General features: G+C 50.3%; 48 protein-coding genes and 1 tRNA gene. 6 read left to right on the top strand and 43 right to left on the bottom strand.

All coding sequences use genetic code 11. The annotated features are described in order from the left end of the window. Positions 1–423: 423 nt before the first annotated feature. Complete coding sequence (locus C437_RS20085; protein ID WP_139175329.1) at positions 424–3,477, top strand: hypothetical protein; 3,054 nt, start codon at positions 424–426, stop codon at positions 3,475–3,477. Here the strand turns inward: C437_RS20085 and C437_RS04870 are convergent. From C437_RS04870 to C437_RS04810, 13 genes are all read right to left on the bottom strand, one after another. Continuing rightward, the gene (locus C437_RS04870) at positions 3,474–3,842 is read right to left on the bottom strand and encodes a DUF192 domain-containing protein (RefSeq protein WP_139175330.1); all 369 of its coding nucleotides are present in this window, start codon (positions 3,840–3,842) and stop codon (positions 3,474–3,476) included. The two genes, C437_RS20085 and C437_RS04870, sit on opposite strands and share 4 nt — an antisense overlap. Beyond that, a complete protein-coding gene (locus tag C437_RS04865) occupies positions 3,835–4,155 on the bottom strand; it encodes a hypothetical protein (protein WP_004515779.1) in 321 nt (106 codons plus the stop codon). The genes C437_RS04870 and C437_RS04865 overlap by 8 nt, the downstream gene beginning before the upstream one ends. Positions 4,156–4,548: 393 nt before the next feature. Then, positions 4,549–5,133: a transposase gene (locus C437_RS04855; RefSeq protein ID WP_074654973.1), complete on the bottom strand. Its 585-nt coding sequence runs from the start codon at positions 5,131–5,133 to the stop codon at positions 4,549–4,551. Beyond that, the gene (locus tag C437_RS04850; RefSeq protein ID WP_074654974.1) at positions 5,088–5,585 is read right to left on the bottom strand and encodes a winged helix-turn-helix domain-containing protein; all 498 of its coding nucleotides are present in this window, start codon (positions 5,583–5,585) and stop codon (positions 5,088–5,090) included. Before C437_RS04850 ends, C437_RS04855 begins: the two co-directional genes overlap by 46 nt. A gap of 117 nt (positions 5,586–5,702) precedes the next feature. Further along, on the bottom strand, positions 5,703–5,828 hold the full coding sequence (locus tag C437_RS21050) for a hypothetical protein (RefSeq protein ID WP_275040376.1): 126 nt from the start codon (positions 5,826–5,828) through the stop codon (positions 5,703–5,705). A gap of 214 nt (positions 5,829–6,042) precedes the next feature. Continuing rightward, positions 6,043–6,405 carry a hypothetical protein gene (locus tag C437_RS04835; protein ID WP_004515773.1) on the bottom strand — a complete coding sequence of 121 codons (363 nt, stop codon included), beginning with the start codon at positions 6,403–6,405 and terminating at the stop codon, positions 6,043–6,045. Positions 6,406–6,514: 109 nt separating this feature from the next. Beyond that, complete coding sequence (locus C437_RS04830; protein WP_004515772.1) at positions 6,515–6,811, bottom strand: hypothetical protein; 297 nt, start codon at positions 6,809–6,811, stop codon at positions 6,515–6,517. A 56-nt stretch (positions 6,812–6,867) separates the two neighbouring features. After that, positions 6,868–7,479 carry a hypothetical protein gene (locus C437_RS19745; RefSeq protein WP_004515771.1) on the bottom strand — a complete coding sequence of 204 codons (612 nt, stop codon included), beginning with the start codon at positions 7,477–7,479 and terminating at the stop codon, positions 6,868–6,870. A gap of 153 nt (positions 7,480–7,632) precedes the next feature. Continuing rightward, positions 7,633–8,619: an SPFH domain-containing protein gene (locus tag C437_RS04825; protein WP_004515770.1), complete on the bottom strand. Its 987-nt coding sequence runs from the start codon at positions 8,617–8,619 to the stop codon at positions 7,633–7,635. A gap of 344 nt (positions 8,620–8,963) precedes the next feature. Next, positions 8,964–9,104 (bottom strand) — tRNA-Val (locus C437_RS20080). 107 nt (positions 9,105–9,211) lie between these two features. After that, a complete protein-coding gene (locus C437_RS04820; protein WP_004515769.1) occupies positions 9,212–9,643 on the bottom strand; it encodes a hypothetical protein in 432 nt (143 codons plus the stop codon). Then, a complete protein-coding gene (locus tag C437_RS04815) occupies positions 9,643–10,032 on the bottom strand; it encodes a hypothetical protein (protein ID WP_004515768.1) in 390 nt (129 codons plus the stop codon). Before C437_RS04815 ends, C437_RS04820 begins: the two co-directional genes overlap by 1 nt. Continuing rightward, on the bottom strand, positions 10,032–10,289 hold the full coding sequence (locus C437_RS04810) for a hypothetical protein (RefSeq protein WP_004515767.1): 258 nt from the start codon (positions 10,287–10,289) through the stop codon (positions 10,032–10,034). The genes C437_RS04815 and C437_RS04810 overlap by 1 nt, the downstream gene beginning before the upstream one ends. Before the next feature lie 324 nt (positions 10,290–10,613). Between C437_RS04810 and C437_RS04805 the strand changes: the two genes are divergently transcribed. From C437_RS04805 to C437_RS04790, 4 genes are read left to right on the top strand one after another with little or no spacing between them, the layout of a single operon-like run. Further along, entirely contained in the window at positions 10,614–11,216 is a 603-nt protein-coding gene (locus C437_RS04805; RefSeq protein WP_004515766.1) for a VRR-NUC domain-containing protein, read from the top strand. Further along, positions 11,209–11,826: a tyrosine-type recombinase/integrase gene (locus C437_RS04800; protein ID WP_004515765.1), complete on the top strand. Its 618-nt coding sequence runs from the start codon at positions 11,209–11,211 to the stop codon at positions 11,824–11,826. The genes C437_RS04805 and C437_RS04800 overlap by 8 nt, the downstream gene beginning before the upstream one ends. 48 nt (positions 11,827–11,874) lie before the next feature. Continuing rightward, positions 11,875–12,087: a hypothetical protein gene (locus C437_RS04795; protein ID WP_004515764.1), complete on the top strand. Its 213-nt coding sequence runs from the start codon at positions 11,875–11,877 to the stop codon at positions 12,085–12,087. A 9-nt stretch (positions 12,088–12,096) separates the two neighbouring features. Continuing rightward, the gene (locus C437_RS04790; protein ID WP_004515763.1) at positions 12,097–12,372 is read left to right on the top strand and encodes a hypothetical protein; all 276 of its coding nucleotides are present in this window, start codon (positions 12,097–12,099) and stop codon (positions 12,370–12,372) included. Between the two features lie 10 nt (positions 12,373–12,382). Here C437_RS04790 and C437_RS04785 read toward each other — a convergent pair whose 3' ends face one another. From C437_RS04785 to C437_RS04695, 22 genes are all read right to left on the bottom strand, one after another. Continuing rightward, complete coding sequence (locus tag C437_RS04785; RefSeq protein WP_004515762.1) at positions 12,383–12,691, bottom strand: DUF2188 domain-containing protein; 309 nt, start codon at positions 12,689–12,691, stop codon at positions 12,383–12,385. Between the two features lie 54 nt (positions 12,692–12,745). Then, positions 12,746–12,886: a hypothetical protein gene (locus C437_RS20335; protein ID WP_160163011.1), complete on the bottom strand. Its 141-nt coding sequence runs from the start codon at positions 12,884–12,886 to the stop codon at positions 12,746–12,748. Positions 12,887–13,036: 150 nt separating this feature from the next. Beyond that, positions 13,037–13,264 carry a hypothetical protein gene (locus C437_RS04780; RefSeq protein ID WP_049919611.1) on the bottom strand — a complete coding sequence of 76 codons (228 nt, stop codon included), beginning with the start codon at positions 13,262–13,264 and terminating at the stop codon, positions 13,037–13,039. Between the two features lie 31 nt (positions 13,265–13,295). Continuing rightward, complete coding sequence (locus tag C437_RS20330; RefSeq protein ID WP_160163010.1) at positions 13,296–13,460, bottom strand: hypothetical protein; 165 nt, start codon at positions 13,458–13,460, stop codon at positions 13,296–13,298. Between the two features lie 17 nt (positions 13,461–13,477). After that, positions 13,478–13,687: a hypothetical protein gene (locus tag C437_RS04775; protein WP_004515761.1), complete on the bottom strand. Its 210-nt coding sequence runs from the start codon at positions 13,685–13,687 to the stop codon at positions 13,478–13,480. 191 nt (positions 13,688–13,878) lie between these two features. After that, positions 13,879–14,976 (bottom strand): hypothetical protein, encoded by a 1,098-nt coding sequence (locus C437_RS04770; protein ID WP_049919610.1) that lies wholly within the window; start codon positions 14,974–14,976, stop codon positions 13,879–13,881. Positions 14,977–15,291: 315 nt separating this feature from the next. After that, positions 15,292–15,693 (bottom strand): hypothetical protein, encoded by a 402-nt coding sequence (locus tag C437_RS04765; protein WP_004515759.1) that lies wholly within the window; start codon positions 15,691–15,693, stop codon positions 15,292–15,294. Then, complete coding sequence (locus C437_RS20075) at positions 15,690–15,953, bottom strand: hypothetical protein (RefSeq protein ID WP_004515758.1); 264 nt, start codon at positions 15,951–15,953, stop codon at positions 15,690–15,692. Before C437_RS20075 ends, C437_RS04765 begins: the two co-directional genes overlap by 4 nt. Before the next feature lie 140 nt (positions 15,954–16,093). Continuing rightward, a complete protein-coding gene (locus C437_RS04760; RefSeq protein ID WP_139175331.1) occupies positions 16,094–16,357 on the bottom strand; it encodes a hypothetical protein in 264 nt (87 codons plus the stop codon). 356 nt (positions 16,358–16,713) lie between these two features. Beyond that, positions 16,714–17,073, bottom strand: a complete 360-nt coding sequence (locus C437_RS04755; RefSeq protein ID WP_004515756.1) for a hypothetical protein — start codon at positions 17,071–17,073, stop codon at positions 16,714–16,716. A gap of 211 nt (positions 17,074–17,284) precedes the next feature. Next, positions 17,285–17,569 (bottom strand): hypothetical protein, encoded by a 285-nt coding sequence (locus C437_RS04750; RefSeq protein ID WP_004515754.1) that lies wholly within the window; start codon positions 17,567–17,569, stop codon positions 17,285–17,287. Between the two features lie 6 nt (positions 17,570–17,575). Then, positions 17,576–17,842 carry a hypothetical protein gene (locus tag C437_RS04745; protein WP_004515753.1) on the bottom strand — a complete coding sequence of 89 codons (267 nt, stop codon included), beginning with the start codon at positions 17,840–17,842 and terminating at the stop codon, positions 17,576–17,578. Continuing rightward, entirely contained in the window at positions 17,835–18,122 is a 288-nt protein-coding gene (locus C437_RS04740) for a hypothetical protein (protein WP_004515752.1), read from the bottom strand. Before C437_RS04740 ends, C437_RS04745 begins: the two co-directional genes overlap by 8 nt. After that, positions 18,122–18,406, bottom strand: coding sequence for a hypothetical protein (locus tag C437_RS04735; RefSeq protein WP_004515751.1), 285 nt, complete (start codon positions 18,404–18,406; stop codon positions 18,122–18,124). The genes C437_RS04740 and C437_RS04735 overlap by 1 nt, the downstream gene beginning before the upstream one ends. Beyond that, a complete protein-coding gene (locus tag C437_RS04730; protein WP_139175332.1) occupies positions 18,406–18,621 on the bottom strand; it encodes a hypothetical protein in 216 nt (71 codons plus the stop codon). Before C437_RS04730 ends, C437_RS04735 begins: the two co-directional genes overlap by 1 nt. Before the next feature lie 52 nt (positions 18,622–18,673). Then, a complete protein-coding gene (locus C437_RS04725; protein WP_004515749.1) occupies positions 18,674–19,258 on the bottom strand; it encodes an HD domain-containing protein in 585 nt (194 codons plus the stop codon). Positions 19,259–19,284: 26 nt separating this feature from the next. Next, on the bottom strand, positions 19,285–19,521 hold the full coding sequence (locus C437_RS04720; protein WP_004515748.1) for a hypothetical protein: 237 nt from the start codon (positions 19,519–19,521) through the stop codon (positions 19,285–19,287). After that, entirely contained in the window at positions 19,521–19,772 is a 252-nt protein-coding gene (locus C437_RS04715; protein WP_004515747.1) for a hypothetical protein, read from the bottom strand. Before C437_RS04715 ends, C437_RS04720 begins: the two co-directional genes overlap by 1 nt. Beyond that, complete coding sequence (locus C437_RS04710; protein ID WP_004515746.1) at positions 19,769–19,975, bottom strand: hypothetical protein; 207 nt, start codon at positions 19,973–19,975, stop codon at positions 19,769–19,771. The genes C437_RS04715 and C437_RS04710 overlap by 4 nt, the downstream gene beginning before the upstream one ends. Before the next feature lie 614 nt (positions 19,976–20,589). Next, positions 20,590–20,976 carry a hypothetical protein gene (locus C437_RS04705; protein WP_004515745.1) on the bottom strand — a complete coding sequence of 129 codons (387 nt, stop codon included), beginning with the start codon at positions 20,974–20,976 and terminating at the stop codon, positions 20,590–20,592. Next, entirely contained in the window at positions 20,973–21,164 is a 192-nt protein-coding gene (locus C437_RS04700) for a hypothetical protein (RefSeq protein WP_004515744.1), read from the bottom strand. Before C437_RS04700 ends, C437_RS04705 begins: the two co-directional genes overlap by 4 nt. Next, on the bottom strand, positions 21,165–21,446 hold the full coding sequence (locus tag C437_RS04695; protein ID WP_139175334.1) for a hypothetical protein: 282 nt from the start codon (positions 21,444–21,446) through the stop codon (positions 21,165–21,167). A 65-nt stretch (positions 21,447–21,511) separates the two neighbouring features. Between C437_RS04695 and C437_RS04690 the strand changes: the two genes are divergently transcribed. Further along, positions 21,512–22,192 (top strand): hypothetical protein, encoded by a 681-nt coding sequence (locus C437_RS04690; RefSeq protein ID WP_004515742.1) that lies wholly within the window; start codon positions 21,512–21,514, stop codon positions 22,190–22,192. Positions 22,193–22,195: 3 nt separating this feature from the next. Here the strand turns inward: C437_RS04690 and C437_RS04685 are convergent, their stop codons facing one another. From C437_RS04685 to C437_RS20320, 8 genes are all read right to left on the bottom strand, one after another. Next, a complete protein-coding gene (locus tag C437_RS04685) occupies positions 22,196–22,570 on the bottom strand; it encodes a hypothetical protein (RefSeq protein ID WP_004515741.1) in 375 nt (124 codons plus the stop codon). Positions 22,571–22,667: 97 nt separating this feature from the next. Beyond that, positions 22,668–22,826: a hypothetical protein gene (locus C437_RS20325; protein ID WP_160163009.1), complete on the bottom strand. Its 159-nt coding sequence runs from the start codon at positions 22,824–22,826 to the stop codon at positions 22,668–22,670. 361 nt (positions 22,827–23,187) lie between these two features. Further along, positions 23,188–23,454, bottom strand: coding sequence for a hypothetical protein (locus C437_RS20070; RefSeq protein ID WP_139175335.1), 267 nt, complete (start codon positions 23,452–23,454; stop codon positions 23,188–23,190). Continuing rightward, the gene (locus C437_RS04680; RefSeq protein WP_004515740.1) at positions 23,451–24,548 is read right to left on the bottom strand and encodes a hypothetical protein; all 1,098 of its coding nucleotides are present in this window, start codon (positions 24,546–24,548) and stop codon (positions 23,451–23,453) included. The genes C437_RS20070 and C437_RS04680 overlap by 4 nt, the downstream gene beginning before the upstream one ends. After that, a complete protein-coding gene (locus tag C437_RS04675; protein ID WP_004515739.1) occupies positions 24,545–25,234 on the bottom strand; it encodes a hypothetical protein in 690 nt (229 codons plus the stop codon). The genes C437_RS04680 and C437_RS04675 overlap by 4 nt, the downstream gene beginning before the upstream one ends. After that, the gene (locus C437_RS04670; protein ID WP_049919609.1) at positions 25,231–25,851 is read right to left on the bottom strand and encodes a hypothetical protein; all 621 of its coding nucleotides are present in this window, start codon (positions 25,849–25,851) and stop codon (positions 25,231–25,233) included. The genes C437_RS04675 and C437_RS04670 overlap by 4 nt, the downstream gene beginning before the upstream one ends. A gap of 105 nt (positions 25,852–25,956) precedes the next feature. Then, the gene (locus tag C437_RS04665; RefSeq protein WP_004515737.1) at positions 25,957–26,373 is read right to left on the bottom strand and encodes a dual specificity protein phosphatase family protein; all 417 of its coding nucleotides are present in this window, start codon (positions 26,371–26,373) and stop codon (positions 25,957–25,959) included. Positions 26,374–26,379: 6 nt separating this feature from the next. Then, the coding region (locus tag C437_RS20320; RefSeq protein WP_004515736.1) for a hypothetical protein at positions 26,380–26,566 on the bottom strand (187 nt) is incomplete at its 5' end.

Genomic DNA, 26,566 nt, shown 5'->3' with positions numbered 1-26,566 from the left:
ATGGGAAGAAGCCTTTAGACACCGACCAGATTGGTTTTATAAACACCGGTTTATCGGTTTACAGTATGAACAGTCTTCACACCTATGAGGTGATCTGCAATTCCTGAAGACGAGGAAGATGACTCCTGGGTAGTCGAAGAGCCCCACCCTGTAGACGAGGATGAAAGCAGCGATCAAGAGTACGATGGTTGGGTAGTAGATCCTCCAAGCCCTGTAGATGAAGATGATTCAGATTCTGAAGAGTCTACCAGTTCAAGTGACTCGTCAACTTCGACAGATTCCGGTTCAGGGTCCAGCAGCGGCTCGTCTTCAAGCAGCTCGGACTCCGGCGGATCTTCTGACAACGACTCATCTACATCAGTAGTAGTAACTGGGGGGCCAGGACAGGAAGAAGATCAACAGGTCGTTGGCCAGGGAGACACAGTGGAGGAAGCACGTGCAGACGCAGCCACTAACCAGAACTTCGACGCCGATGAAGGCGACCCAGTAGACGAAGCAGAAGAAAGCCTGGGGACAGACCAACCTGAGATTAACCCTGGTGATGAAGAAAACGAGGAGACAAATGTAGTAGTAACTGGGGGGCCAGGACAGGAAGAAGATCAACAAGTCGTGGGGCAGGCGCAGACAAGACAAGGTGCACGGGTGCAAGCCGCAGCTAATCCACGGTTCGACGCCGATGAAAGCGACCCTGTCGACGCCTACGAAGAAGCACTACAGACAGGACAAGGTGACGGCACGGAACCAAGCCAAATACAAAGAGGACGCCGATCACCAAGCAGAGAAAGAGAGAGAAAACCAGAAAGAACCGAATCACAAAATCAGGAACCAACTCTAACGGAACAACCGTTTTCAGAAGCGCGGGAAGCATACTTCAACGCACAACAAACAGATACTACAGAATCCTCATTTATACCTACTGACGCAGGGAAAACAGCGACGACAACAGAACTACAAAATACAGGTGCCAGAGAAGACCTGAGACAGGAATTTGAACAGGGGGTTTCACCAGTTACACAATTTATTAACACTCCTGAAGAACCTGTAGACAGTCTTCCTGACAGGGAAATAGTCCCTGCTCCACGTTTTGAAGACGGTGAAACACCTGAATTTACTACAGAAGATGAACAGCTCTACTTCGTAGCTGGAAACGAATACGGGTCAGGTACAGAAGTACCTGGAAGCAACTTCCTTGCACAAGACGTAAGACAAGAAGACCTTCCAACAGCTGATTTCAACGCAGGACAGGTCGGAGTAGACGTCTCTGAAACCTTAGAACCTGTTACAGGTGAAAGACCTGCTGAAAGTATTGGAGTAGTCTCAACAGCCGGAGTCCAAGCAGCAGAAGGAGTAGCAAACATACCTTCTTTCCTTGAACAATTAGCTCAAAACCCGGGTGCTACATCAAGCGCAGCAGTTCAGTCACTCTCCAGAACGGTTAGCAGCACCGGCAACCCTACGAACTTGGACTCGCCTCAAAGCTTCGAAAGACAAGCTGAACAAGACACACTTCTTGCAGGTGCCCTCGCCTTCCCTGTCGCAGGAGCATCGGCAGGAGGCAGAGTCACCGGTGTAACAGATTCAGGAGGCGTCACAACAGCTGCACGAAGAGCATCTGGAATAGATACTGCACGAGCTATACGTAACAGAGTATCCGGCAACGCAGAGACACAGAACCGTATGAACCCTCCTCGAAGACGGTTTGGCAGAAGAGAAACCGTGTTAAGAAGAGATCCAACATACTTAGAAGAGTTATCCAGTGATATAGACGATTCAAGCGTCCCAAGCAACCCAGGGCAACGTGACCCTGGTGCAGCCGGGCAAGACATACTGGAGGAAGACAGAAGAGCACCAGGAGGTGAGAACGTGGTTGTACCGCAGAGACAGAACAGGCTGGGATCGCCTGTTCAAGAGGAAGGGTTTACTCAAAACGAGTTAGAGGTTTTAGCAGAAGATGAAGTCAGCTTCGAAAACGTAAACCCGGATACTCAAACAGATACCGGAGGTTTCGGCCCGGAAGCTTTAGCAGAGATAAGAGGCCGAGACCCTAGTGAATTAGACGGTGCTTCTCTGACGGATGAGTCAATCGGCCAGCAAAACCGTTTGGAAAGTGATTCTGAGGCTTTGGAAGAAGTTGCTTCTGATGTAGATGCGGAAGATGTGCCGTCACGGACACCTCAGGATCAGCGGCAAGGCGAGTCTGTAACGGCTTTTGACCGGAGAGAAAGCGTCCAGAGATTCGAAGATAGGCGGCAGGGAGCAGGTTTAGAAGAAGTCCGAGACACGTTTGAGGCACGGACTGTTGAACAAGGCGGGAGACGTGAATTTGTTCCTCAGGAGACCGATGCCTTCGATCCTTTGGATACTGTAGACGAAGACCGGTTTACACGTACAGAGCTTGAGGCTTTGAGACGTGGAGAAGTAACTCCAGAAGAACTCGAGAATCTTGAAGGTGATCTGCCGGAGAATCTTGATGATTTCCAAGATGGTGAAGGGTTCACGCAGGATCAGGTCAATGCCTTGCGGCAGGACACTGGTGAAGTAGAGAACCCTGGTAGAGATATGAGGCAAGTAGTTGAAAATAGAATAGATGACTTCCTCAACCCCGATCAGTCAGGGGTTTTCCCAGGTCAGCTCGTGCCGGAGCAAAAGAGGAGAGGCGGTGATATTGAAGCAGATACAGCCGACAGCTCATTCAACAGGCCTGTCGAAGAACCAGAAATGAATGACTTCGGAGACTTCGAGAGGATAGATGTACGTCCACAGCAAAGCCAGAGAACCGGGAGCTCATCCCCCGGGGACGTTGACAGCGAAGCAGATCTGAACCCGGTAAGAGACGATACATACGACCGGTTAGACGACGTCTCATTCGAAAGCCGCAGAAGCCGTTCAAGATCAAGAAGCAGAAGCAGGTCACAGAGCCGTGCAGACACCGATACAGACGTAGGAGTAGGCTTGTCTCAAGGAGCTGTACTGTCTCAAGACATGGAAACAGATACTGCGCAGGTATTCGAGCAGCAAACCGGTCCAGAAACAACTCCTACTGACATAAACAGTAGGACCCCGTTCCTAGACGCTGATCCGTCAGGAAGCGGCGGAGATACTGGAGACGGATTCAACCGTGTCAGACAGCAGGATACACCGGTTAGAAGCAGAAGTGACAGTAACCGGGTCCGTGAAAATGATCTGCCGAGAGACCGTGACATCGGGTTTAACGAGGAGACTGAAGACAGTTTAGTTGATACTGAGGAAGAAAGTAGCAGCGGAGGCAAGCCAGAGGAGGAAGAGTACCTGCCAAGTATCGGCGGGATCTTCTCAGGCAGGACGATTTCACCGGAGGAAGCAGAGGAACTCGAACAGCAGGGTCTCTCCGGCTTGGAGATCCGCCCGGTCGTAGCGGATACGCAGGAGCCTGAACAGGCCTCCGTCGACACCGATGTGGGCAGTGTGGATCCACTGGCAGCAGACGCACGGGCTTAACCGTGTTGAGCGACAGCAAAGCCTGACAAACCAGGCAGCTCCACGTTTACTTCATCCCCTTCTTCCAAGTTGAGATCCTCAAAGCTCTCCAGCAAAAACCTGTAACCCGTCTCCGGCGTGTAGAACCGGTTCGGCGGCAAACACTTCCTTTCTACCACTGTCATATCTTCGTCGAGAAAGTACAGGTACAGGTCGTCGTAGACAAAGACGGTGTCAACCATTGTCCGGGCTACCTTTCCAAGGTCGAAGAACATCTTACCACTACTCCGGAATCTCAAACCCTTCAACTTCTCATAGAAGGTTTCAGCTTTCTCAGTTACGACACGTTCTTCAGGCAGCTGCAAAACCAGTCTCTCCTCAGTCACCGTCATACACCTGTACATCTTTAGCGGAAACCCGCTGTCCCGGCGACCCTTGTTCTTCAACTGGAGAACCGAACTCTAGGTCCTCCCCGAAGTCGGTATACATCAGTATCAGGATTACAGCGGCGAGGACAGCCAACTGGTACAACGGGATCCCGGCGAACGGGTTGTTCCCCGACGTGAGGATGTAGGTCGGCAATAGGACGGCGACCACCAACCCGAACTGGTGGACTGGATCGTCTATGTCGACGTGCTCGTTGAACAAGCCCCAAGCATCCTTTGCATACGTCTTCAACTCTTCAGTTTCCAGAACCATCACCTCGGGAATCCAAGAGTATAGACCCTACCATATAGCAGATAACTAACAGCAGCACCGCTGCAGCCACTATAGATCCCAGGTCAGGGTAGATCTGCAGAATCCAGGTAACAGAACCTGCTACAACGCCTGCTATAGCCAGTGCCAGAGCACCGACCAGTATCTCCTTGATCACTCTGTACCACCCTTTGACTTCAAGTATTCAAGACCGAGGTAGGCGACAAACCCCCAGCAGAAAACCAGTATTACACCAAGCCCTACAATCAGCCAGTCTAAGCCACCTACGAGGAAACTCAGCAACTGATCTTCCTCGATGATTTGCTGGACCTCTGGATCAGAAAGAAGCAGGCCATACGTACAAACCACTAAAATTAGAGTCGAAGAATCATAACTTCACTTTCTGAGTTCGAGTTCTGCGAAGTCGAAACAGGATCGTAGGAACGATTGGTGATTCTGCTTTGGGGTGAGCGATTGGCCGACTCTCCGTTGTAAGATATCGAGGTCTTTCGGGGTATAGTTAGCTAATTCGACGTATTTCGACTCTCTCCAGACGAACTCAGTGGGATTGAGTTCCGGTGCGTATGTGGGGAGCCACTCGACAGCGACTTCGGTCGCTGTCTCGGCGAATTCGTCACGTAACTGAGCAACAGCGGGGAAGTGAGCAGGCAAGTTGTCGAGGATGAACATCACGTTATGCGGGCGAAACTCCGCTACATCACGGAGAAACGAATAGATCGAGTCGCCATCGAAGTGGTCTTGCTGTGATCGGAAGTACAGTTCGCAGTCGCCAGTTTCGGGTGTATAGGTGAGAGCACTGATCACGGCAACGGGATCAGTGCTCGACTCCGTTTCGACAAACGGAGTCTCGCCCATTGGTGCCCACGTCCGGTGGAAGGTAGGGGTGAGTCGGAACGCGGTTTCGTCGATAAACGCTATCGTTTCGTTGCATCGGAGGGCTTTTTTTGACGATATTCCCACTCTTCTCGCCACTGAGCGATTTCGTCAGGGTCGCGCTTGACAGCGCGACGCTGTGGGCGCTGATTGCTCCAGTCAAGTTTGTCCAAGTAGTTACCGGCGGTGCGGGGGGTGACATCAACGTCGAATTCTTCCTCAAGAAGCCGAGCAACACGAGGGAGGGTCCAGAGATCACCCTCGAAGCCATGCGCTTCTGCTCCTTCGAGCAGAAGCTCTTCGAGTTCGGGAAGTTTCTCGTCAGGGAGTTCAGGCTGTCGACCGCCGCCACTCGGTTTGGCGTCAAGTCCTTCTGTTCCCTCCTGTTCATATTTGCGTTTCCAGTTATAGACGGCCCGCTCAGTAACGCCCTCCACTTCGGCAACGTCACTAACAGCCATATCTGTCCGGTTCAGCAAACGTACTGCCTGTTTTCGCCGTGCTTCGAGCTCTTCCTTCGATCCTTCTGGACGAGCCATTTGGTCGATCTATTGGTTTCCAGAACTATGAAATTGTGTTCCTTCGACTCTAAAATGATCAGAGCGGTCTCGAAGAGGAACTCCTGCACTGCAGACTTCACATCCTGTTTAGTAACCTCACTTCCCATCTATATCACCTTCTTCGAGTTCTTCAGCTGCTTTCCCCAGGATGATCGCCAAGACCGCGTTCACCAGTACAAGCGTTGGCTCACCGATGAACGCAGAGATAATAGCGGCTCCCACACATCCCATACCGGTCCAACGAAGCAGGAAACTCCACTTCACGGAGAACCACCCCACTCCGCCATCCAAGAACCCATGAACCAGCAAAAAACAGCTACTACAACTGAAGCAAGCTGCCCGGTTTCAACAAAGTGAACCAGGAAGAACGCGCTTAAAAACCACAGATACACGCTCATCCAAAAAATCAGGTTATCTATAGCCCTCTTATTCACCGTCACTGCAGGCTCTCACCTCCATCAGCATACTCGAACATGTCTCGGTGAGTCTCACCACCGAACTGGCCGCCGACCACCTCTTCATAATAAATTACCGGCGTCGACTCAGTAACATTATCCAGCAAAGCATCGGTGCAGAAACGGTCAACACCAAACTCTTGTTCGAGACGGGCATCCATCTCATCCATACTGACCGGCTCTTCCTCCTGGACGATCTCCACGGTACTTTCAAGCAGGGAGTCCTCGCTGAAACTGCTTTCAGAGCAGTAGGTAGCCACAGGATCCTCTACCTCGAGAGAATCCAGTATAAAAGGAGCTGATAGGATCGTAGCTGCGATGAAAAGAAAACCGAAGAGTCTCACTGAAGGCTCTCACCTCTTCCGTACGGATCTACCAGTACCCATAACAGTCCAGCAGATATCCCTCCAAGACTCAACGCTATCAACTCAATAGGATTCATCAAAAACAACCTCAGCTGTAGGTGTAGATCCGTCTCTGACGGCCACCAAGACCGCCGCCTACCCGATTTTGAACAGGTTCAACACCTATGAACCGGTCAACGTCCCGGAAAAGCTGCTCTGAGTCAACCTTGTCGCTGTAGTAGTACGAACCAGCTGCCACCAAAGCCAGTAACGCGGTCAGCTTGATCTGCGGCATGAACACCTTGGTCAACGCGGTGAGTGCTCCGACTGAGACCGCGAGGCCGGACAGCAGCATCACGGATTTGTATGCGGTGTCGAGGAACTCTTTGACGTGTCTTGTTTTCATTCTGTACTCCCCCCATTAGGAAACTATCATAGTATTGTAAAGAATATTTTAAATAACTAATCCCGGAGACGAAGATAATCACGCTTTGAATCAATCCTCCACTTATACCCGAAGCCAGGCAGCGGCGAACCGATATACTCCAAAAGCTTCACAGAATCACTATGATCAAAATACAAATTCCAACCAGAAAGCCTCGGAGACACGTCCAAACCATCGAAATACGAGAACAGCTTCGATTTATTTTCTAATTCATTCCCCACACCAATCCTCATCGAACCCTTTGAGACAGAGTTACCCCACTTCACAGACCCATCACAGACATACCACATCTTCAATACAACAGGAGTCAATTCAAGATCAGACGGAAAAACCTTCTCACCCGAATCATACCACTGAAAAAACTCCTCAAGACCAGGATGAGACCTCAAATTAAAGGAGAAAGTATCACTATAGTCTTCAGCTGAAGCATCCTCATTTGCACCATTCTCTCTACTATGTCTCGCCGCTTCTGCGGCCGACCGATGCGACTTCACATCCCGACATAGAACGCCAAACTCCTCACTTAGGTACGCCAGAAACTCTCTATTCGCCATTTCAAGTTGGAAAGCAGGATATCTGCCCCCAGAATCAAAAACAGATGCATCACCCATCAGCAATCCCCTCAACATCTGTCGCTGCCTATCACTGAACTCAGGATGACTGCATTCAGGATGCTTTGTCCAATGCATCCCCAGCTTGGAAAAATTCTCTCCGCATTGTGGACAAACATCGTCAGAGTACTGTTCTATACGATATCACCTAAAAAGGAAAAAGAGGGGAGGTCACCCCTGGCTCTCAACACTCCGCTTCTGCGTGTCAGCAATCTCCTCAGCAGCATCCTCAATATCTACATCAAAATCGGTGTCAACATCCTCAGAATCGTTCTCGTCACTAATCGGAGTCACACCACCGACCTCAGACAAAACAGTCGTAAGATCGTTGTCTGAGTCAATCACGTACTTGCTACCGTTCTTCAGAGAATCAACTACAGTCTCCAGCTTCTTGTACTCCTGAGGCTTCGACGTGAAATGCTGAGAAATCGAATTATTCACAAGCTCAATCCGCTTAGCATTCGCCTTCGCTTCCTTCGTAATAGCCTTCGCCTTTCCTTCAGCCTCAAGAATCGCAGCCTTACGCTCTCCCTTAGCACGTTCAATCTCAGCTCTTCTCTCACCATCAGCTTCAATCTCCTTGGCCTCAGCACGATCCTTCGCAGCTTCCTTCTCATTCTCTGCCTCCATCCGGTCGTTCATAGCCTGCTGAACATCAGCAGGCGGCGTAATCTCCTCAAGTTCGACACGGACGACGTCGATACCCCAAGCATCAGTCTGCTCATCAAGCTCCTTTTTCAGTTCCTGGTTCAGCTCCTGTCTCTTGCTGTTCACCTTCTCGAAATTCTTGTTACCGATGACGTTTCGAGCAGTCGTGGTAGCAAGTGAGACGATCTGCCGTTCGTAGTCGTCGACGTTGTAGAGAACCTTCTTCAGATTCTCCTCGTTCTCCGACCTGCTTTGGTCAGGGCTGATCAGCGGTTTGAAGTAGGCTTCGAGGTTGACCTTGGCATTCAGGTTCTCTTTGGTGATCATGTCGCTTGGTTCGACGTTCACCATTTGCTCGGAGATGTTCACCTTGTTAATCTGATCGATGAACGGTATGACGAAGTGGAATCCTGGTTCTGCGTATCTGTGGTAGTCTCCGAGGCGTTCTATCGCTGCACGTTCTTCTGGGTGAACGATCTTGACGCCAGGTACTATCTGCAGTGGATGCATCAAGGAATCGCCTTATTGAGGGTTGAGAACGGGGTTTTTGACGGGGTTTGAGTTGTGGATATGTGGTGTAGAGTTGTTTCTGTCAGGCATAATCTCACCTATGATTGTATCATAGAATTGGTGTGTTTGTTTTTAAATAACTAATCCAAGGACCGATCAAGAAAAAAGGATGCCTCCCCCTTTCAGGGAGGAGGGTTGACAGTGTCTGCCCATCCCCTACAGCCCAGTTAGAGCCGTGGATGTCGCGTCCACCGGGTCTCGGCAGAGTTCAGCACCCTTTGACTGGGGTTGCCGGACGCACTGGAAAACGGGTGTTTCCTGTGAAAGGGAGAGGTTGAAAAAATTGCAGCGGGCGGGACTCGAACCCGCAACACACCTTCGCCTGTTTTCCCCATCAGTCGTCAGGGCAGGCTTTTTCGCCACAATGGGCTAGGCTGCTCTTCCCAGCGACACCGCTAGCAAGTGCCGACTTGAGCTACCGCCGCAAAATCAGTCGGGCCAGTTTAACGTCGTAGCCCAGGACGGAGGTGTTGACCATGGACGAGCGGCGCAAAGCCACTATCATAGACCACCGAAACAGGACTTTTTATAACTAACTCACCTCATCCACACGGTTCTTCTCCGGATCCCTCACCATCTGCAGCACCTCCTGAAGACTCAAATCATACCAGCTGAAATCATCCGTCTCAGACAAATACTCGACAGCATCCTCCACGGACTCGAAACAGTACGCCCTCCGCAGCATATCCTCAGTCCACTGCCGCTTCCGACCAATAAAATCATCACAGTGACCGCAGCTGCCGTAGTGATCGTTGAACAACCAGATATACCCGTCCAAACGGATCACAAACGCGTACTGCCCCTGATAACCAGTCGACTGGGTGTACTGGACGACCGCGTCTTCAGGCAAGGCGGCTTCAACCCAGTCAGGCCGACGCCCGATATACGTGTCTTGGCTGGTAGGGAAAGTGGAGTAATCGATCAGATCGTTCTGGATATACGGCTTCTCCTCAGCGTCTACCACTACTGGATAGCACCTCCAGCGGCCTGAACCAACTCCTTCGCCGCCATATACTCAGGAGCAAAAATCTGAACCAAAGCCGGATGAACCGCTGCCGCAACGAAAACACCAATCATCAAAACTGCCAGCCCTGCCGCAACAGTGAACCCAGTTTTATCCTCAGCGTCAAACTCAACCTTAGAATCCTCTTCCAGTTGACGCCCCTTCCTATAGACTACAGCCGAACTAAGCGCTGCAAATCCCAGGACTCCGGCAGTAACCACGAGAGTAACCATTCCTTCAACAGCCTGGCCCTTCGTATACACCTGATACAGCTCCTGGACACCGTAACCAAGCTTGTCAGAGACGTGGATCAACGCCTCCGACACAGCCTCAGTCCTGTTAACCGGCATCAACGAACCACCTCCCCAAGCTGCGCCATCATATCCTGCACAGCCATATACTCAGGAGCACCAAGACGCATAATCACATCATGGACTCCGCCATAAAGCGCCAAGCCTGCAAAAACGGCGATTAGAGAGCCAATGAAGAGAATCCATCCATCTACCTCATCAAAATCTCTATCAGAACCAGCAACTCCCTTAACGTATAGATAACCCAGATACCCCCAAGTCAGGAGGACTACGGCCGGAACTACAAATGCCGCCACATCAGCTACGGCCTTCGCCTGCTGCGCCTCAGTATAGATTTTAAAGACCTTTTCAGTCGTGTAACCGAGCTTGTCCGAAACATGGACAAGCGCATCCGAAAGCTCTCTTGTTGCGTTTGCTTTGATTGAGTACCACCCTATATTTCCTGTAGACTATGATACATACCTTCCTAGACTTTTAAATATCTAATCCTGAAAACTCCAGAACCAGGCCCGATCTGGAGCTTTACAGAATCGTATCTTTTGTTAAACTAAACCCAGGAAAGCCGACTCCAGATCGGCACTGGGAACAACGATTTAAAGTTTAATTTAACAAATATCACTATGTCGACAGTTTCTGTCACTTCAGAGGAAGACTCTCTAAATCTCGATGACGAAACAAAGGAGCAGTTACGAAAGCTGGTCTCAGAGAAACAGTATGCCGAGGTCGAGGTTTACGACTTGGACCGGAACGACAAACACCCCATACAGTCTGCGGTTGAGGGTAGACAGTACTCCAACAGTACGGTTCCACTCATCGATGGCGACGAGGATGTAGAATACTTGGCTAAGAGGGCATATGAGATAGCTGGATTCAAAGTTCTCAGGACAGATACCACAAAATCATTCCCAGGGCAAGTAGAGAAAGGCCGTATTCCGCACTCGGTAGTGGACGAACTTGGAAGAAAAGTCGCGGAACACACAGAACGATTCAACGAAGATGATGAAGAGGGACGATTTACTTACGCCTCTTCGATTTTCTCGGGACGGGGCATCCCCGATCTCTTTGTCTGGAATACGGCACCTGGCGGTGATGTAAGCCAGATGTTTTTTGTCGAGGTAAAAAGCGAACGCGACAGCCTTAGGCGGAGTCAGCTGAGATGGATGATGAACCAAGGTTATCTGAAACGGAGAGTTGCCTATGTCGAGGTGAAGGACTATGAGTGACGAGTACGCGAAGGAGTGGCTATCCGTAGAAGAGTGGCAGAAACTACGAACAGCACCGGACGATAAGGACTACCAACGTGGCAACACCGAGATGAAGCGTTGGAGAGACGCACTTCTGCTGAAAGTCACCTACCGAGGCGGACTCAGGATCTCTGAAGCGCTTGACCTCCAGTATCCATACAACTTCAGAACAGAGGGCGACGAGGGCTTCGTCGTCCTCAAAGAGACGAAGACCAGTGACGATATCGAACTACAGCCGGTCGGGAAAGATCTTGTGCGAGAAGTATCGCGGTTCATGCAGGCGTACTACGACGAGTCAGAGACCAACTTTGTATTCAACAACGGGAGAGGAGGCTCACTGTCTCGACAACGAGCATATCAGATAGTTAATGAACTGGCAGAGGTCGTAGGAATAGATAAAAAGCTTGGAACCCACACTCTCCGTCGATCAAGAGCTAAACACCTGCATGAAAGCGGAGAGATGGATCTCTCAGACGTCTCGGACTTCCTTAGACACTCAAAAGTATCTACTACAAGAGATTATCTCAATATTTCCAAGAAACAGATGGCTCAAACCGTTTCAAAAATCGACGAACAACAGGATCTATAGAGGTGATTCAGCATGATGATCAGTAAGTGGCAGTGCCCTGGATGCGGCATGACACTCACCGAATCCACCGACCGACCCCTGAAAAAACGGACCATCGACGAGTTCCACATCGTCCGATGCCCAGTATTCGAGGAAAAGTACGGGATCCCCAGCTACCTCGAAGACTACAAAGAAAAGGTACGGGAAGAAGTCGGAACCATCCAGTTCGAAACCCAGCAAATCGGTGCCGGGCAAGCCCTGCAGCACGACCATTACAGGTGAAGCAGGTCCGTGGGCAAAGTACTGGACGCCGTCAAACGCTTCCACCGAAGCATACAGAACGGCGAACACCTGAAACCAGAGCACTTCCGCAGCAAACAAGAACTCGCAGAAATCCAGATCCAGCGAGGCAAAACATTCGTATCAGGCGGCTTGCTGGCCGCCATCTCCGTCTTCCTCGGCTTGACGACGTGGAGAGAATACCTGAGAAACCCTGTCGTCTTCATCGCAATCACCGGCGGAACCATTTCCTACCTGTTAGGCCGGTGGAACCAAAGAAAACTATAGAAACCATTTCTCAGTAATCCTTTTTCTCTTGGACCGTGCCGTCCGTGTACTCAACTGTCAACCTGGCCGGAGAGATATCCCTTGCCAACGACTTCGCCGTTGACACAGCTGCATCCTTCGTCGAGAATGCGTCGTCGAAGATCGCACCATTCTTCTTGATCGCCCAGGCTTTTCTCCCGAACTGGTCGGTGACCTGTGTAACCCGGAGCTTGGTGAGTCGTTGACTGCGTCGGCTCTGCAATTCGTTTTCGTGGAAGTTTTCTCCAGCGTCGAGTACTGCATTCCCGGCTTTCTTCGCGGTTTCCAAGATCTGTGCCATTGGTTCTGTAGAAGATGAGGGAAACAGTTGTTTAAAAAAGAAACCCTGATAACATTACGCGTCTCCGATAGTCTTCTGAAGATCTCCGTTCTTCTTGAACACGCGAATACCGGTGTAGATAATATTCGAACTGTAGTTATCATCGTTCAGCAGGCTTCGAGCCTTGTCCATCGCCGCCGACTTAGTATCAAACACGCCGTGTCCTCCCGTAGGACCGGCAACACGCCAAGCTTGTATTTCCGGATCAGAACTGTACCTGACCCGTAGAGTTCTCTCCTGTTTTTGCTGTCGCCTGCTCTCGGCTTTTCGACGAGGACTGCTTTGAGAACTCAGAAAGTCAAACATTCACTCCTTCACCTCAATCTCCACATCATCAGGGCAGAGAGGATCATTCTCAAGCTTCTTCTTCGCCTGCTTTGCTCGATTCATCGCAGTTTCCTTACTCCGAAGCGTTCCCTGCGGTATCCTAGGAGCTGTAACCTTCCACTTTCCTTTATGACGCCCTGATTTCAGCTTTTTGACGGTTATCGTTTTTGAGCCAGAGCTATGGCTATCCGGCTTACCTCCATACATATATCTGGATTTTTATCTGTTATTTATAAAACTAATCTTCGTCGTATCCCATAAACTCGTCGGCAGCTCCCAAGATCTGATTGCTGTCTTCCTCCGCTTCCTCCTCTGTGTAGTCGACCTTGCCGACAAAAGAGTCATCGTGGTCGTGATCTTCCTCCTCTTCGCCGTAATGCTCCGTCTTCTCAAAATAGTCCATATCCAAATTCACCGCAATCAAATACCCTTCTTCAGGGCATCGACAGTTGCTTCAAACTCTGATTTTGCCCTGCTCTTGTCAAAGAGAGGGTCCTCGAAGGTTCCTCCACCTTCTTCCCTGACGACATACTGGTACTTCGAGTCGCTCAGCTGAGGGAACTGATTTTCTTCTCTAACCAGTTTTACAGTGGTTCCATTCACGGTTTTCCGCTTGAGTGTTTTCGCCATATCTCAGGGTGGCAAACAGTTGTTTTTAAATGAACAGGTCGCCCCGGATCCACACCCCCATATCTGCTGAAAAATCACTACTCAGAAGTCCTAACATCTCCTTTTCATTTCTTCAGAAAATTCATACTATGCGCGTAAGTATATATACTACAAAGAGGATAGGTAGGTAACCGAACGAACGAACGCAGAACTCAACCCGCGTCTCGCAGCAGTCTCGACACCGAAGACTGCGACTTCCCGATAATCCTGCCCATGTCCTTCTGACTGAAATCGTATTCACACTCATCATCCTCCCTCATCTCATCCAGGTTAGACAGAACCGTTCGATACACCGCCGTCTTCACATCTTGCTCATTAACCTCCTCACCATCCTCACCACCTTCATTCAGTAGATCAGAAGCATTACTGGTCCACCGAAGACGAAGCTTCCGGGCATTATCATCAGGGATCCAGTCCAGTTCCTCCATGAAGTTCGGAGGGATAATCTCCTCAATATCCGGTCCAGGCATGACAATATCCCCTCTATCCAGTTTGTTCACCGCATCCTGATTCACTCCCGGTGATTTCTGACTCTTCACGTTCGCACCAGCCATGTACGCGATACTGTTGGATTTGATCTTCCAGAAGTAGTAGTGGGTGTCGTGGGTGCTGTGAGCTGCGCCGAAGAACCAGGCATTGTTCTTTCTCAGCTGCGCCAGCTTCGGAGGCAGCAACCGGACAATCCTGTAGAATGGTTTCCGGAGCTGTTGCTGTGACGGGAAGATATCCCCGATCTCGTCCATGAGCAGGGTGATGAAGTCTCCGTAGCTTCGCTGGATGACGGCGTCGATGATGTCGACCCATTTCTTCCTGAAGAAGAACATGTGGTAGTCTGTGTCCTCGGTGTCGCCTTCGAGTCCGGGGACGTTGACGACGTTGACTGCGTTGGGTTCGAGGTCTTCGATTAACTGGTGTTCGTCGTCCCAGGTCTTGACTTCGACGTTGTACTGTTCTAGGTCAAGGTCTTTTTCAGGTATGTTTTCCCGTCTTTTTCCGGTGATGACGGCTCTGAAGTCTTCTATGGCTTCGTGATTCCAGAGTACGATTTTGATGTCGTTGGCGAGGAAGTGCGCCCACTGAGCCTGTTTGGTTCCTCTCCAGAGGAGGAGGTGGTTGTCGTCGAGATGGTTCATCCCCAGCTTGGTCAGCGACACTGACTTGCCGACTCCTGGTGGCCCGACGATAGGGATGTTTGCTCCTCCTATGTCGGGGTCGGGATTAATCAGGAACTCTTCAGTGTGCTGCCTCACTCGGGAGAATCACCTTCGATTGGATCTACGACTTCTTTGACTGCTAATTCTTGTCCAGGAGGGTGCGCGTTCTTCCAATTATGGAAAGCCTCAGAGACTTTGTGGAATAGCTGGGTGTCAGCAGTCTTCAACGCCGATAGAAATTTCTCAGTTTCAGAAGTACGCCTGAACCTTCTCCACTCTTTGATACGGTCGAAAAGCGAGAGCTCTTCTTTGCAGATATGTCGATCAGACTTCCACTGCTCAAGGAAAATACGGTCACAGTTGCCACATTGAATTTTTGTTCTAAGTCCACATCTCATGACTTTACACCGTCTATATACCTTGTTTTGCCCATTCCTCGGTTTCCAGCCGGGTGATCCCGATCTCCTCCATCAACTCATGGATCTCATCCAAGAGCTTGTCACACTGCTCCAAAGTAAGATCACGGACACCTTCCTCCTCAACACTCTTCTTGATTTCTTCACTCAGTTCCACATCATCTTTGTAGTCGAATTTCGGGCTGATCAACCGGTATAGCACCGATAAATGGTATTTGAATAACTGTTCCGCCTCACCCCCAGAACTGTGGTTGTACCTGTCAGTTATATTCAAAGGTTGCTGGCGTTCCGTATGCGCCTGTTCTGAGAGAACAATTGCACGGCCGAGATTGTTTAGAAGAGCGTTGTAGTATTTCGGCAGGTCTGTGTTCAGGCTTTTTTCTCCGGTCTGCTTCACGTGGTTCCACCTTCTTTGAGACGTTTCTCAACCGCCTCCATACAGGCAAAACAGAACTTGCCGATGCCAGGCGGTGAGTCAAGTGATTCAAGATTTTTCTCTACCGTACCGCAGTTGAACCGGTCTGTAGAGTACTTGCCGCACAGGGACTTCTGCGGGTCTTCGTTGTACTGGTTTTCTTCACTGGTTTTCTTAAATATGTGCCATGTTGACCCGCTTTTCCCGCTGTTCGAGGCGGTGTAGAAGTCATCGAGATTCACTGCCTGTCCACCTCTTCCGGATGCTGCGTTGAGAGCTTACCCAGATCAGACCTCCAATAGACCGTGTGAAAATGGCTTCCAGTTCCACACCAAGACAGCCACTTGATCTTACCTCTATCAAAACCTATTGGCAGCGGCATTCACGTGTTCACCTCGTCGAGTACCTTTTTCCGGTCAAGCTCCGCGAAAACCTCCGCCAACCGCAGCACTCCCGACCGTTTCACACCTATTCTGCCGTTGCTGCTCACCCTGAAATCGTGTTTAGAAAGCCCGGGAACCAGTTCCTCAAGTTCTTGGCAGAGTTCGTCCATGGTCTGGTCAGCGGAGACGTCCACCTCTCCTTCAGCTGTTTCAACCTGTGACTTGTCCGTAGTGTACTCGTCCAGCAGGTTGTCCGGCGTCACGGCTCCAACCACCTCTCACCGTCTTCTTCCTGCAGAGGCACATCCGGTTGCTGCAGGATTTCCTGGAGGACTCGGCAGCCGTTGCAGATGTATTCGCCGCCGCTTTCCTCGAGATCGTCGATGTCGAACCTGTCGCAGCTGTAGTCAAAACCTGATTCGTTGAGGTAGCGGCACGGTACTTCTTCCAGAGAATCGTAGTTCAGCCTGTCATCCTCTACGCCGATCCTGTATCACCCTGTGCCTGTGCTTTCAACCTTTCCTGCCGGGAGATATACATCTCCGCCACTACAGGAAGCCAGAGAGGGCTGCTCATAACCAGTGCAGCCACGGTAAATGTCAAGAATAGAAGAGTGGATTCATTCACTGCTGGAACCACCTTCTACACGCCTGTAACGCCTTTTCCTGACGGGGAAACGATTAACCAAGATAAGGAAAAACCAGAGCGAGCCCAGCATCATCCAAAAAGCAGTCCAAATCAAGACAATCTCAGTCAACAGTTCTTGAGACACGGCGAACCCGTCACGAGCCGCTAAATCAATCAGATAACTGCCTGCCTCAACAACTTCGACAGCTCCGAAAGCCGCCAAAGCCATCGCCGTTAAACGAGCACCTGTTTCAACCAGTTCGGTCAACGCCCAGAACAATCTGCGGCGATCACTTCCACGGTCACCGATAAACCTGCGGACCAGCTGCTTCACATCGCTTTTATCCACCACTACTCGGTTTCACCTCCATTATCCTGTTCACGAATCAATAGATAACGGTCTACAGCCAGCGTGGAGAACGCATAGGTAGAAAACAGATAGGCTAGTCCCAACTGGAACAGGTTATCATACACCACATACCGGGCAGCAGCGAACACACTCAAAAAGGCCGCTGCAAGCGCTGACGTACTCCACCACGTCATTGTTCTCCATCTTTTCGTCACTACGGACTTTCACCTCCGTCACTGGAGACCCGTTCCAAGTCCTCTTTGTCGTGCAGATCTTGGAACAGGACCACGTCAGTCTGATAATCGAACTCCCGGATCATCTGCTTCACAATCTTCGCTAAATCCTGGTTCGACACACGAGGCCGTTCATCAATCACAGCATCCAATTCAACCTGGAAAAACCGGGAGATCTCATACAGTAACTGTCGGCGGCGGCTGTACGTAGAAGGGTCGCCGCAAGCCGTCCGCTTGTACTCGCCCCCGAACTCAACCTCTGCCATACGGTTTTATGCACCTCCGAGTTTGAAGAGGATGATTCCCAGAGCAGTCAGGGAGAACAACGTGGCTATGTGCAGGCCGTACCGGACATGTACCGGTGTTTCTTCGCTGCCGCCGTATTCGATGTCGAGGTAGGCGAGGAACAAGGTGACGAGAAGTGTGAAGAAGGCGGCTTTCTCCGGCCACGCCGGGTTGATACAGCTTTCTGTGCATTGCCGGGCTGCCTGGATTGTCATTTCCGGTTGGGAGAGGTTGTAGGTGGTGTTTTCAATCATTCAGGTTCTCCACCTCTCCAGCAGAATTTTTGGTGTCTTGGATTTTGAGTTCGACTTCTTCCGGCTCGGGGTCGACCTGTATAGGGCCGTCTGAGACGGTGTTTTCGAGCTGTTCTTCCAGCGATTCTGCTTTCTTCGATTCGCGGTAGAACCAGTAGATGAACCAAGCGCAGGCAAGCCAGACAAAACCGTCCTGTCCGTTGAGGAGTTTGTATACTCCGATGGCTGCGTATATTGGAACAAACGCTAGGAGTAGCCAGTCAAAAATGTTGTCAGCCACTACTGGTTCTCACCCTCAGTCTTTTCTTCAAGCTCCGCAGCATCTTTCATAAGATCATAGATAAACCACGGCCAACAAAAGGCTCCAAATACCACAATTCCAAGCCGGTTACTTTTGGATAAATCTTGACTTGAGCCTTGATTCTGCTTGCCGTCTTTATTTGCCTTCAGAATAGTCATCATCACTGCTGCTCCCCAGAGAAAGTATCCAAGGACCATCCAAGGCACGAAGCTGAAGTCAAAGGTAAGTGTTTCAGGAACTTTCACAGTAAGAGTCCAGTCCACTAACTACCACCTTCAGCCTCTTCTTTCAGTTCTTCCAAGTACTCATCCGCCGGCTTATCCAGTTCTTCCTCCAGGACACCGGCGTTGTCAAGCTGCTTCGCAGCCTCGATCAGGAACTCGGGCCAGGTATAGCCGTGACTGTCTTTCACCTTTTTAATCGCTTCTTGCAGTTTTCTCGGGAGTGTGACATTCACTTGTTTGGTAAACAGTGCCAAAAAATCATCACCTATCTATCAACGTTAGTACCTACCGGACTTTTTAAAACTATCACAGGTCGCACGTCTCCAAATCATCGAGCACCTCTAACAACTCGCTGCACGGCTTATACACCGCAATACCGTCGATACGCCGACGAGATGCCACCATATCAGCAACATGGTGAAGCATCTCCAACGCATTCTCCGGCGACTTCCCTCTACCCCAAGGACCATTATGTGAGTCAACACAGGCAACGACCTCATCAGGGACATCCGATTGCTCTCTCAGCAGGTTCGAAGCCAACCGGTCATGATTAGAGACAGTGTGTTCCGGTCTCTGCCAGCTCCCAGAATCATCAGGTTCACCGTACTTCAAAAGATCGTGCAACAGGATCGCCGCCCGGCCACAGTTCACCTCCCACTGCTGGACAACACCCTGATTCAACCACGAATCACTGAGGTCCTCGTAGACAGTGAAAGCCCGCTTCGTGTGCAGCAGAAGGCCGTGACGCTTGCTGTGGGTCTTCGGATGATACTTCCCCGTCGAACTGGCGGCGGCGGTCCAGAAATAGTCCGGGCAGTGCTCAAGGAAGATTTTCACTGTTTTGTGCCGGAGACTGCCTTCTATCAGGTCGATCTCCGGGAGACGCCGCAAGAGTTCTTCTTCAGTTTCAGGCGATTTCAGTGCTGGGCCACCTCCTCAGTACGGACAATAGAGTAATTCCTATACAGAGCTGGAGTCACCGTGACGAAGACAAACAGAACAAATGCAGCTAGGGAAACCTTCACTACAAACTCCTCTACACCAGTATACCGGTTGGAATACCCAGGGATTAGGGAAACTGCAGCTCCATTCCCGAGGAAAGCGCAGGCTATCCACTTCAGGAGAGACTCTTTGAACTCCTCAATCAGCCCCACTACTGGTTCTCACCTCCAGCTACAGCTAAAACACCAAAGAAGAATCCGTAGAGGAAGAGGAAGTAACAGAAAGTGAGTACGAATCTCCAAGTTCCGTCTTCCATCATGAAATCGAGGAATGGCTGCAAGCTCAGACCGAAGAATATGACGTAAACTGGGAAGCAAAGAACCGCAAAACCAACAGGGAGAAATATTCCCAAGATTATGCCGAGTACTATACCTGCGACTAAGCTCTCTATCCAATTGCTCACTCCAGGTTCTCACCTCCCATTGCGTCGCCAATCTCCTGCATCATACTCTCCAGGCCGTCACCCTGCATCATCTGCTGCTGCATCTTCCTCTGACCGTACTCAATCAGGAAACCGACGACGTAATCCTTGAAGACGTAACCCAGTACAGCAGCCACGACCACGGTGGAGACAACGCCCGCTGCAAATCCCTGGACGAAGCTCACAGCGAATCACCCGAAGAAAGGTAGATCCAAGCACCGACAAGCACAGCCGGAACAGCGGTCAACGCTGTAGTCGCCTCCGCTGGGTAGTGGTAGAACACCCAGTCAGCGAAGTGCTGCGTAAGTAATGCATCGAACCAGCCGACTTCTGCAAGATTTGGACGTACTGCGACAGCTGCCTCGGCTGCTGACCGAGAGATCACGCTGATCCCGTAGCCGATGCCGCCGGCAACTGTTGAACCGAAAATAGCTGAAGCTATTCTTCCGATTCCGTATCACCTGTTTCGAATACTGGATGAACTTCGTGTTTAACACCGTACCAGATACCGTACAGTACAGCAAGCCAGAGATACACCCAGATCGGGACTCCAAACAGCTTACCGAAAATCACAATCACTTCAGACCACCTCCTACAGCCATTACAAACAGCCAGGCAACGACCCAGATCACCAGAGCAAGTAACAAACCGAGTATAAAACCGCTAACGTCTGAACCGGAGAAAACTGCTTCTGAAGTCTTATTCACAGCTTTTGAAGCGTTTTCAACAGCAGTCGAAGTAGCCCCGGCAGAAGAAGTCGATGCTGCAGAAGCAACCACAGCAGCTCTAACCGCCGTATTCAAGACTCACTCCCACCTCCGTTTTCTCCATAAAACTGGCTCATGTCCTGCAGATACTCACTCCAAGACTCCCTGAACCGGCGCTCACCAGTATCACCAGAAGCCCACCACTCGGCAGCCTTCGCAACCCACTTTAACTGATTCCACCAATATTCGAGCCCTGGAGCTGCTTCACTGGACTCATCGCCGCCGTGAGCATCAGACCAGTCCACAGACTTGGAGCTGTTCTGAACCGCTCTGTAGAACTGTTCAAATTCTTCAGCGGCAGCGTCGTACTCTTCTACACGAAGGAACCCAATCAGTTGCTGTAGGTTATCTCTATTCGGTCTGCTTCTGAGTTCTTCGACGTCTTTTCTGTGGATGTAGTCGAAAAACCCACCGCTCACAAGTCCTTCACCTCTTCTGCCGCGAAAATCATCGCACCTATGAAACACAGTGCAGGCGGCACTCCAGGAATAATCGACCTAGCAACAAAACCGAATTTGCTAGGGTCAGCCTCAAATACGAACATACTGAAAACCCCTCCAAGAGCATACAGGAAAAGCCCGAAGAACTGTTTCAGGCTGAGTCCCACTCAATTAGCCACCTTCCTGGGTTTTTCCATCACGGTTTCAACGCCTCTGAACATCTCCGGTAACTTAGACAGGTCTTCGTAGTCGTCGCTGTCCAGCCAATCATACAGCTGCGGCAAATCCGAAGCCTTGACAGACCTCTTGAGTACGATCCAGAAGCCCTGCTTCTCGATCACCGGGTAGCCGGTTGATGGATCCTGAGTGATTTTCATGTCGCGTACGTTTTCGTTGACTTTGGTTGTTGCAGTATTCTGCATTGGGAAATTGTCAACCTCTTTAACCAACTATGATAGAAAGAGGTTTTTAAAGATAACCCGAACACGCCAGCAAGAAAACCTTCTCACCAGTAATGAATCCCCGAAAACTCACTCACATCTCCACCTTCCTCGACAACATCGGAAAAAGCAACGACATCGAGGCAATCCTCAGCAACCGAGAGAGGTTCACAGAGAAAGACCTCAAAGCTCTGAACGAGTACCTCAGCGTCATCAACTTCGATCAAGACCGGTACGCCGTCTGGGGCCAAATGCTTCTGAACGGAGACGATATGCCTATGATAACAGAACTCTGTCTCATCCACCATCTTCGGGAAGTCCACGGCCAAGAAAACGTAGACATCCACAAAACTATCTCAGGAGAAGGATCCACCGACTTCGACGCTGTAGTCCAACTGGAAGACACCACTGCTTGGATCGAAATCACATACGAAGACCTAATGAAGAAACACGGGAAAGGACCGGGAATGTACGATCCGAAAATGACGGGTTACCAGATTGACGATAAAATAGAGAAAGATTTTCAATCAGCTAAACCATTCACAGACGAAAACGACCTGTTAGTACTGGCACTCTATATGGAAGCAGGGCCGATGCAGAGTATCTCAACAGATTACAGACTAAGAGAAGGCGGTAAACACGATATCCCAGAGTTCTTAGACGGATTCATCAAGTTCAGCTGGATTTGGGATCCAGACTTTGACTACATACCTTTCACCGAATCTGGTGCCTCAGTAGCCGACGACATCATTTGAAAACTAAAGATAGTCGTCAGGATCCGCGTAGTACAGATCCGAGTCCGGGAACTCTTCCTCGAACACGTTGATCCACGTCCTGTACTCAATATCCACGAACTCCTCAACGTCCAGTGAATCGTACTCAAAATTTACGACTCCGTCAAAATCAAAATCATACTCTGCATCGCCGTAGACGCATTCAACTGGCCGGGCATGGACGTGCATCTGGAACACTTCCTCCTCCTCATCCAAGCGTGAGTCTGGATCGCCCAAGTACTCGAACTGCTTGAACCACGGAGCCAGCATAATCACTTTCTCCTCGAAATCACCAAGCTCTTCCCAGTTCTCAATACGGCGAACGGCGTCAACAGCGAACGGAGATCCCTCCTGAATCAAGCATCACCTTTCTCGTCGAGGATGTCCTGCAATTCCTCAGCGCTGTCAGCGCCGTCACCACAGGCAACACAAACTTCCTCATTCTCTTCATCAGACACTATTCTTTCACCTCCTTAATTGACCAAACAGGACGATCAACAACCCGACTGTCTTCTATAACAGATGTGGGAGCAGCTTCAGTAATCCTGTGAAGAAACTTCTCTGCTTTTTCTTCTGCTTCCTGCTCAGAACTAGCATCTATCTCAAGACCTATCACCGCTTGTACATTATAACCCATCGGCTTTAGACACCTCCTGTCGGAAACTACCCTCCACAACAAAATCCTCGTGCAAGGGAAGCTGTGAAGGATTTTCAGCGAACCTGGTAAAACCGTCTTCAGTCACAACGCTGCAAACCACGCGGACCACCACTCCTATAGACACGGACAACCCGCACCTTTCTACCACCGGTTTTCCTAAGATTCTCACTGCCGCACTCCGGACACGTCAAAGCCTCAGCAGTACCTGAAACCTTCAACGGCCACCTCAACTGTCCAATAGGACCGTGGATAAACCTTCGAGCCGGAATCCTCTTCGAAAACTCCTCCCGGCAGTCAGTGCAGCGAAGACTGGCTTCCTTCATTCGCTTGGTGGCTTGCATACTAACTCATCACCTGAACCGGTTTTTAAATCAGTTTCGTCCAGAGGAAGACAGCTCACACCGCCGTCACCGTAAATATCGTACTTGTAACAGACCACTCCATCTACAGGGTAAACCGTCCTCACTACATCATCCTCCAATCTCTCACTTACAGGCTGCAGCTCTTCCTCACCGCCTGACTGCTGACTAACACACCCTGAGACAAGTACTAAAGAAAGAAGAGAAAAGAGGAGAAGCCGTCTCATTCAGGACGCCTCACCTCCTTCGACTCACCCGTGAAATACGCGTTCTTACGGCCATCAAACGGATCATTCCGAGACTCCACACGGTCAACACAGTCCAAACCCTGGCGAAGCTTCTCACGTTCACTGGCACCGGTCAACTCCTGATCAAACACTTCCTCACCAATAGTTGACAGCCGGCGAGCACCTTCCTGAGAATCAAGCCAATCAGCTGCAATCTCACCAGCCTTCTCAATCGAATAATCCTCTAAATACTTGACCTCGTGCAGCTCCGGGATATTCCCGTTCACGTTGAAACCGTCATCGTCAACCCGCGTTGTCTCAGCCAGTTCCTCAAAGTTCTCCAGGTACAGCTCAGTCAAGCCGATGCCGTGGGTCTGGCTAACGTGCTGCTGGAAGCTGGTTTCATCCCTGTTCTCATACTGGCCGCAGAAGATGCACTCATAGACACCATCCTCGTTCTTGAAGAACTCGATGATGTTGACGTGGTCATCGCTTCTACTGGTGTGCGTTGACATTCCTTGGATTGAGGCGAAGTAATCGCCGCACTGAGGACATTCTAAATCGGAATCCTCTGATCCCTCACCCGTTTCCTCATCGGGTTCCTCATCTTCAACCTGTTCCTCACTGCTGTCGGAGGAATCTTCTGAGGAAACTTCTCCAGGAATGTCAAGTGACTTCTCTAACTCTGAAATCCGTTGATTCTGCTGCTGAAGCGAATCGGTCGCGGTGGAGACGAAGCTGTTGTGCTTCTCAGCCAAGTTCTCATACAGGTTCCCGAGTTTCTCAATTTCATCGCGGACAAAATCGTCTTTCTCGTCCTGCAGTTCCTCCCATTCCTCGACTTGGTCTTGGATATCTTCCAGTCTCTCGCGGAACTCCTCGCTGTAGTCAACAGTAGCGGCGTGTTCCTCCAGATCGTAGAGGCGTTCCTCCAGCTGATCCAGCTTCTCCTCAACAGCAGACTCAGCCTGTTCCTCTTCCATTCGCTGAGCATAGCCTTGGGCTTTCCCAGCCTCTGCAGCAAGGCGTTCAATCCTGCTTATCAAGGCTTGGAAACGCGAGGTGGAAAGCTCAACGCTGTCTTCCTCACTCACTGGTTATCACCTGCTTCAATCTCTTCCAGGTTTTCAAAGACCTCGTCAATATCTTCGATGGCATCCGAGACACGGTCAACCATCTCCTGAGTGACCTGCATCTTCTCATCCTGATACCTGACGAACTTGATCAACTCCTCAACGTGCTTATTGACTATATCCTCCAGAGGCTGCATCTTATGCGACTTCCCGCCGTCAAGCCGGACAAGTTTCAGGTAACGCCTGCTACCCTTCACCCTCAGAGTGACAGCGTCGAAATCTCGGTCATCATCCATCAGGACACGAGTCTTGTTCTCAATCTCCTTCTTCAAACGGTTACCTCTGACACCGAGAACCTCAGAAATCCTATCTACATCCTCATCTGTGAAGCGTTCTTCCTTCCTTACAGCATCTAGGATCTCGCTCGGAGAGGCTTTTGACGGAGAATTGTTTTTGTAGACATCTCCGTCACGTACACGGATTTTCCCTCCGATTACCTCATCTTCAGGGAATGAATCGTGTATGAACTCTCTGACTCTATTGACCGCATTATTCTTCCTCGAGTCGTACTCTTCCTGAAGGTCGGCCAGTCTCTGGAACTCTTCAATAAGTTCAGTTACTCCGGACTCGTCCAGAACGTCGTCAATAGAGTTGTTGAGGTCTTCGACGAGGTTTTCACGTTCTTCGTGAGTTAGTTCCTCCGTCACTGGTTATCACCCTCGTCGTCTCCGAAAATCACGTCACCGTCGCCGCCTTCATCACCGGAATCATCCTCGGAATTGTCTTCTGACGTGCCCTCACTGCTCGAAGCAGCAGAACCGTCGCCCCCCGAGAAAGGATCACTATCAGCAAGACGATGCGGGTCCTTCACCAAACTGTAATCAGGATCATTCTCATTATTCAGCTTCGTACCCGCAACGAGAACTTTATCCTTCAAGTGCTGGGCAATCGCCTGGCCAAGCTCAACATTCTCCTCATGGTTCTCAGCTACGTAACGAGCATCACCTTCAACAACAGCTTCAACATCTTCCTCAGATTCCAGAAGCTCGCTGAGAACATCCTCAAGGATTCCAGCAGCACGAAGCAGCTTGCCGAGATCACTGGTGTGCTCAGCTGTATCCTGAATCGTGATCTTGGAAGAAGGATAGAAGGGAATCCGGCCTACGTCCTCTGAATCGGTTTCAGAGACGGCGTCGAACACCATCTGGAATTGCTGGTACTCGTTGCCCTGGTACTGGCCTGTGTCAGGTTCAAGTCCGTGGATTTTGATGTAAGCGTTTTTACCTTTGTCGAAGAGGTGGAAACCCCCTTCACCGTCAGACATTGTTTTTAGTCCCATAGATTGGTGTAATCACCTAATTCTGTGATGCGGCTGCAGCGTATACGCCTCGCCGCCATACCTACAATCTATGATAGGATTTTTATATATCTAATCCCTAACAAAACCAACCGCCCGACGCACCAACACCTCATGCGGATCCACAGCACTACGGCCATTAGCAACACGCTCAAAAGCCTCCTCAATGCTCAACCCCTCGTACACCGCAACACTGGCAGCCGCAACCGAGGGACTCCGAGAAGCACCCTTGGAACAATGCACCAAAACCGTCTCACCGTTCTCCAGCAACTCTACGACCTTTTCTACAGCCGACTCAAAAACTTCCCTGTCATTCCGAGGCCCATCCATCATCTCAAAACACTCAACAGACACAGAACCAGGGAACCCGCTCTCAGGGCTGTCAAAAGTCAAAGAAACAACCTTGTCGACACCATGCCTCCGAAGCAAATCCTGATCACCTGCATCAGCTACAGTGCCGACGTACAAGCCGGGGAAAACCTCATCCATAGATGCCTATTCAATAACTACAACCTTAACATCCTTCCCAGCACGGTCAATACCCAGATTCACACGGCCCTGACCATCCGCAGTCTTCATCCGAACCTCCTCAAACTCATCCGGAGGCAAATAAAGGCCAGCACGCTCACGGTCAATAGTAACCTCTTCAGCTAAATCCTCGACCAGCTTCTTCATCTTGGAA

Source organism: Haloarcula vallismortis ATCC 29715 (assembly GCF_000337775.1).
Classification (GTDB): Archaea; Halobacteriota; Halobacteria; order Halobacteriales; family Haloarculaceae; genus Haloarcula; species Haloarcula vallismortis.
Note: the sequence above shows the minus strand (reverse complement) of the source record. Positions and strands in the feature narration are given on the sequence as shown.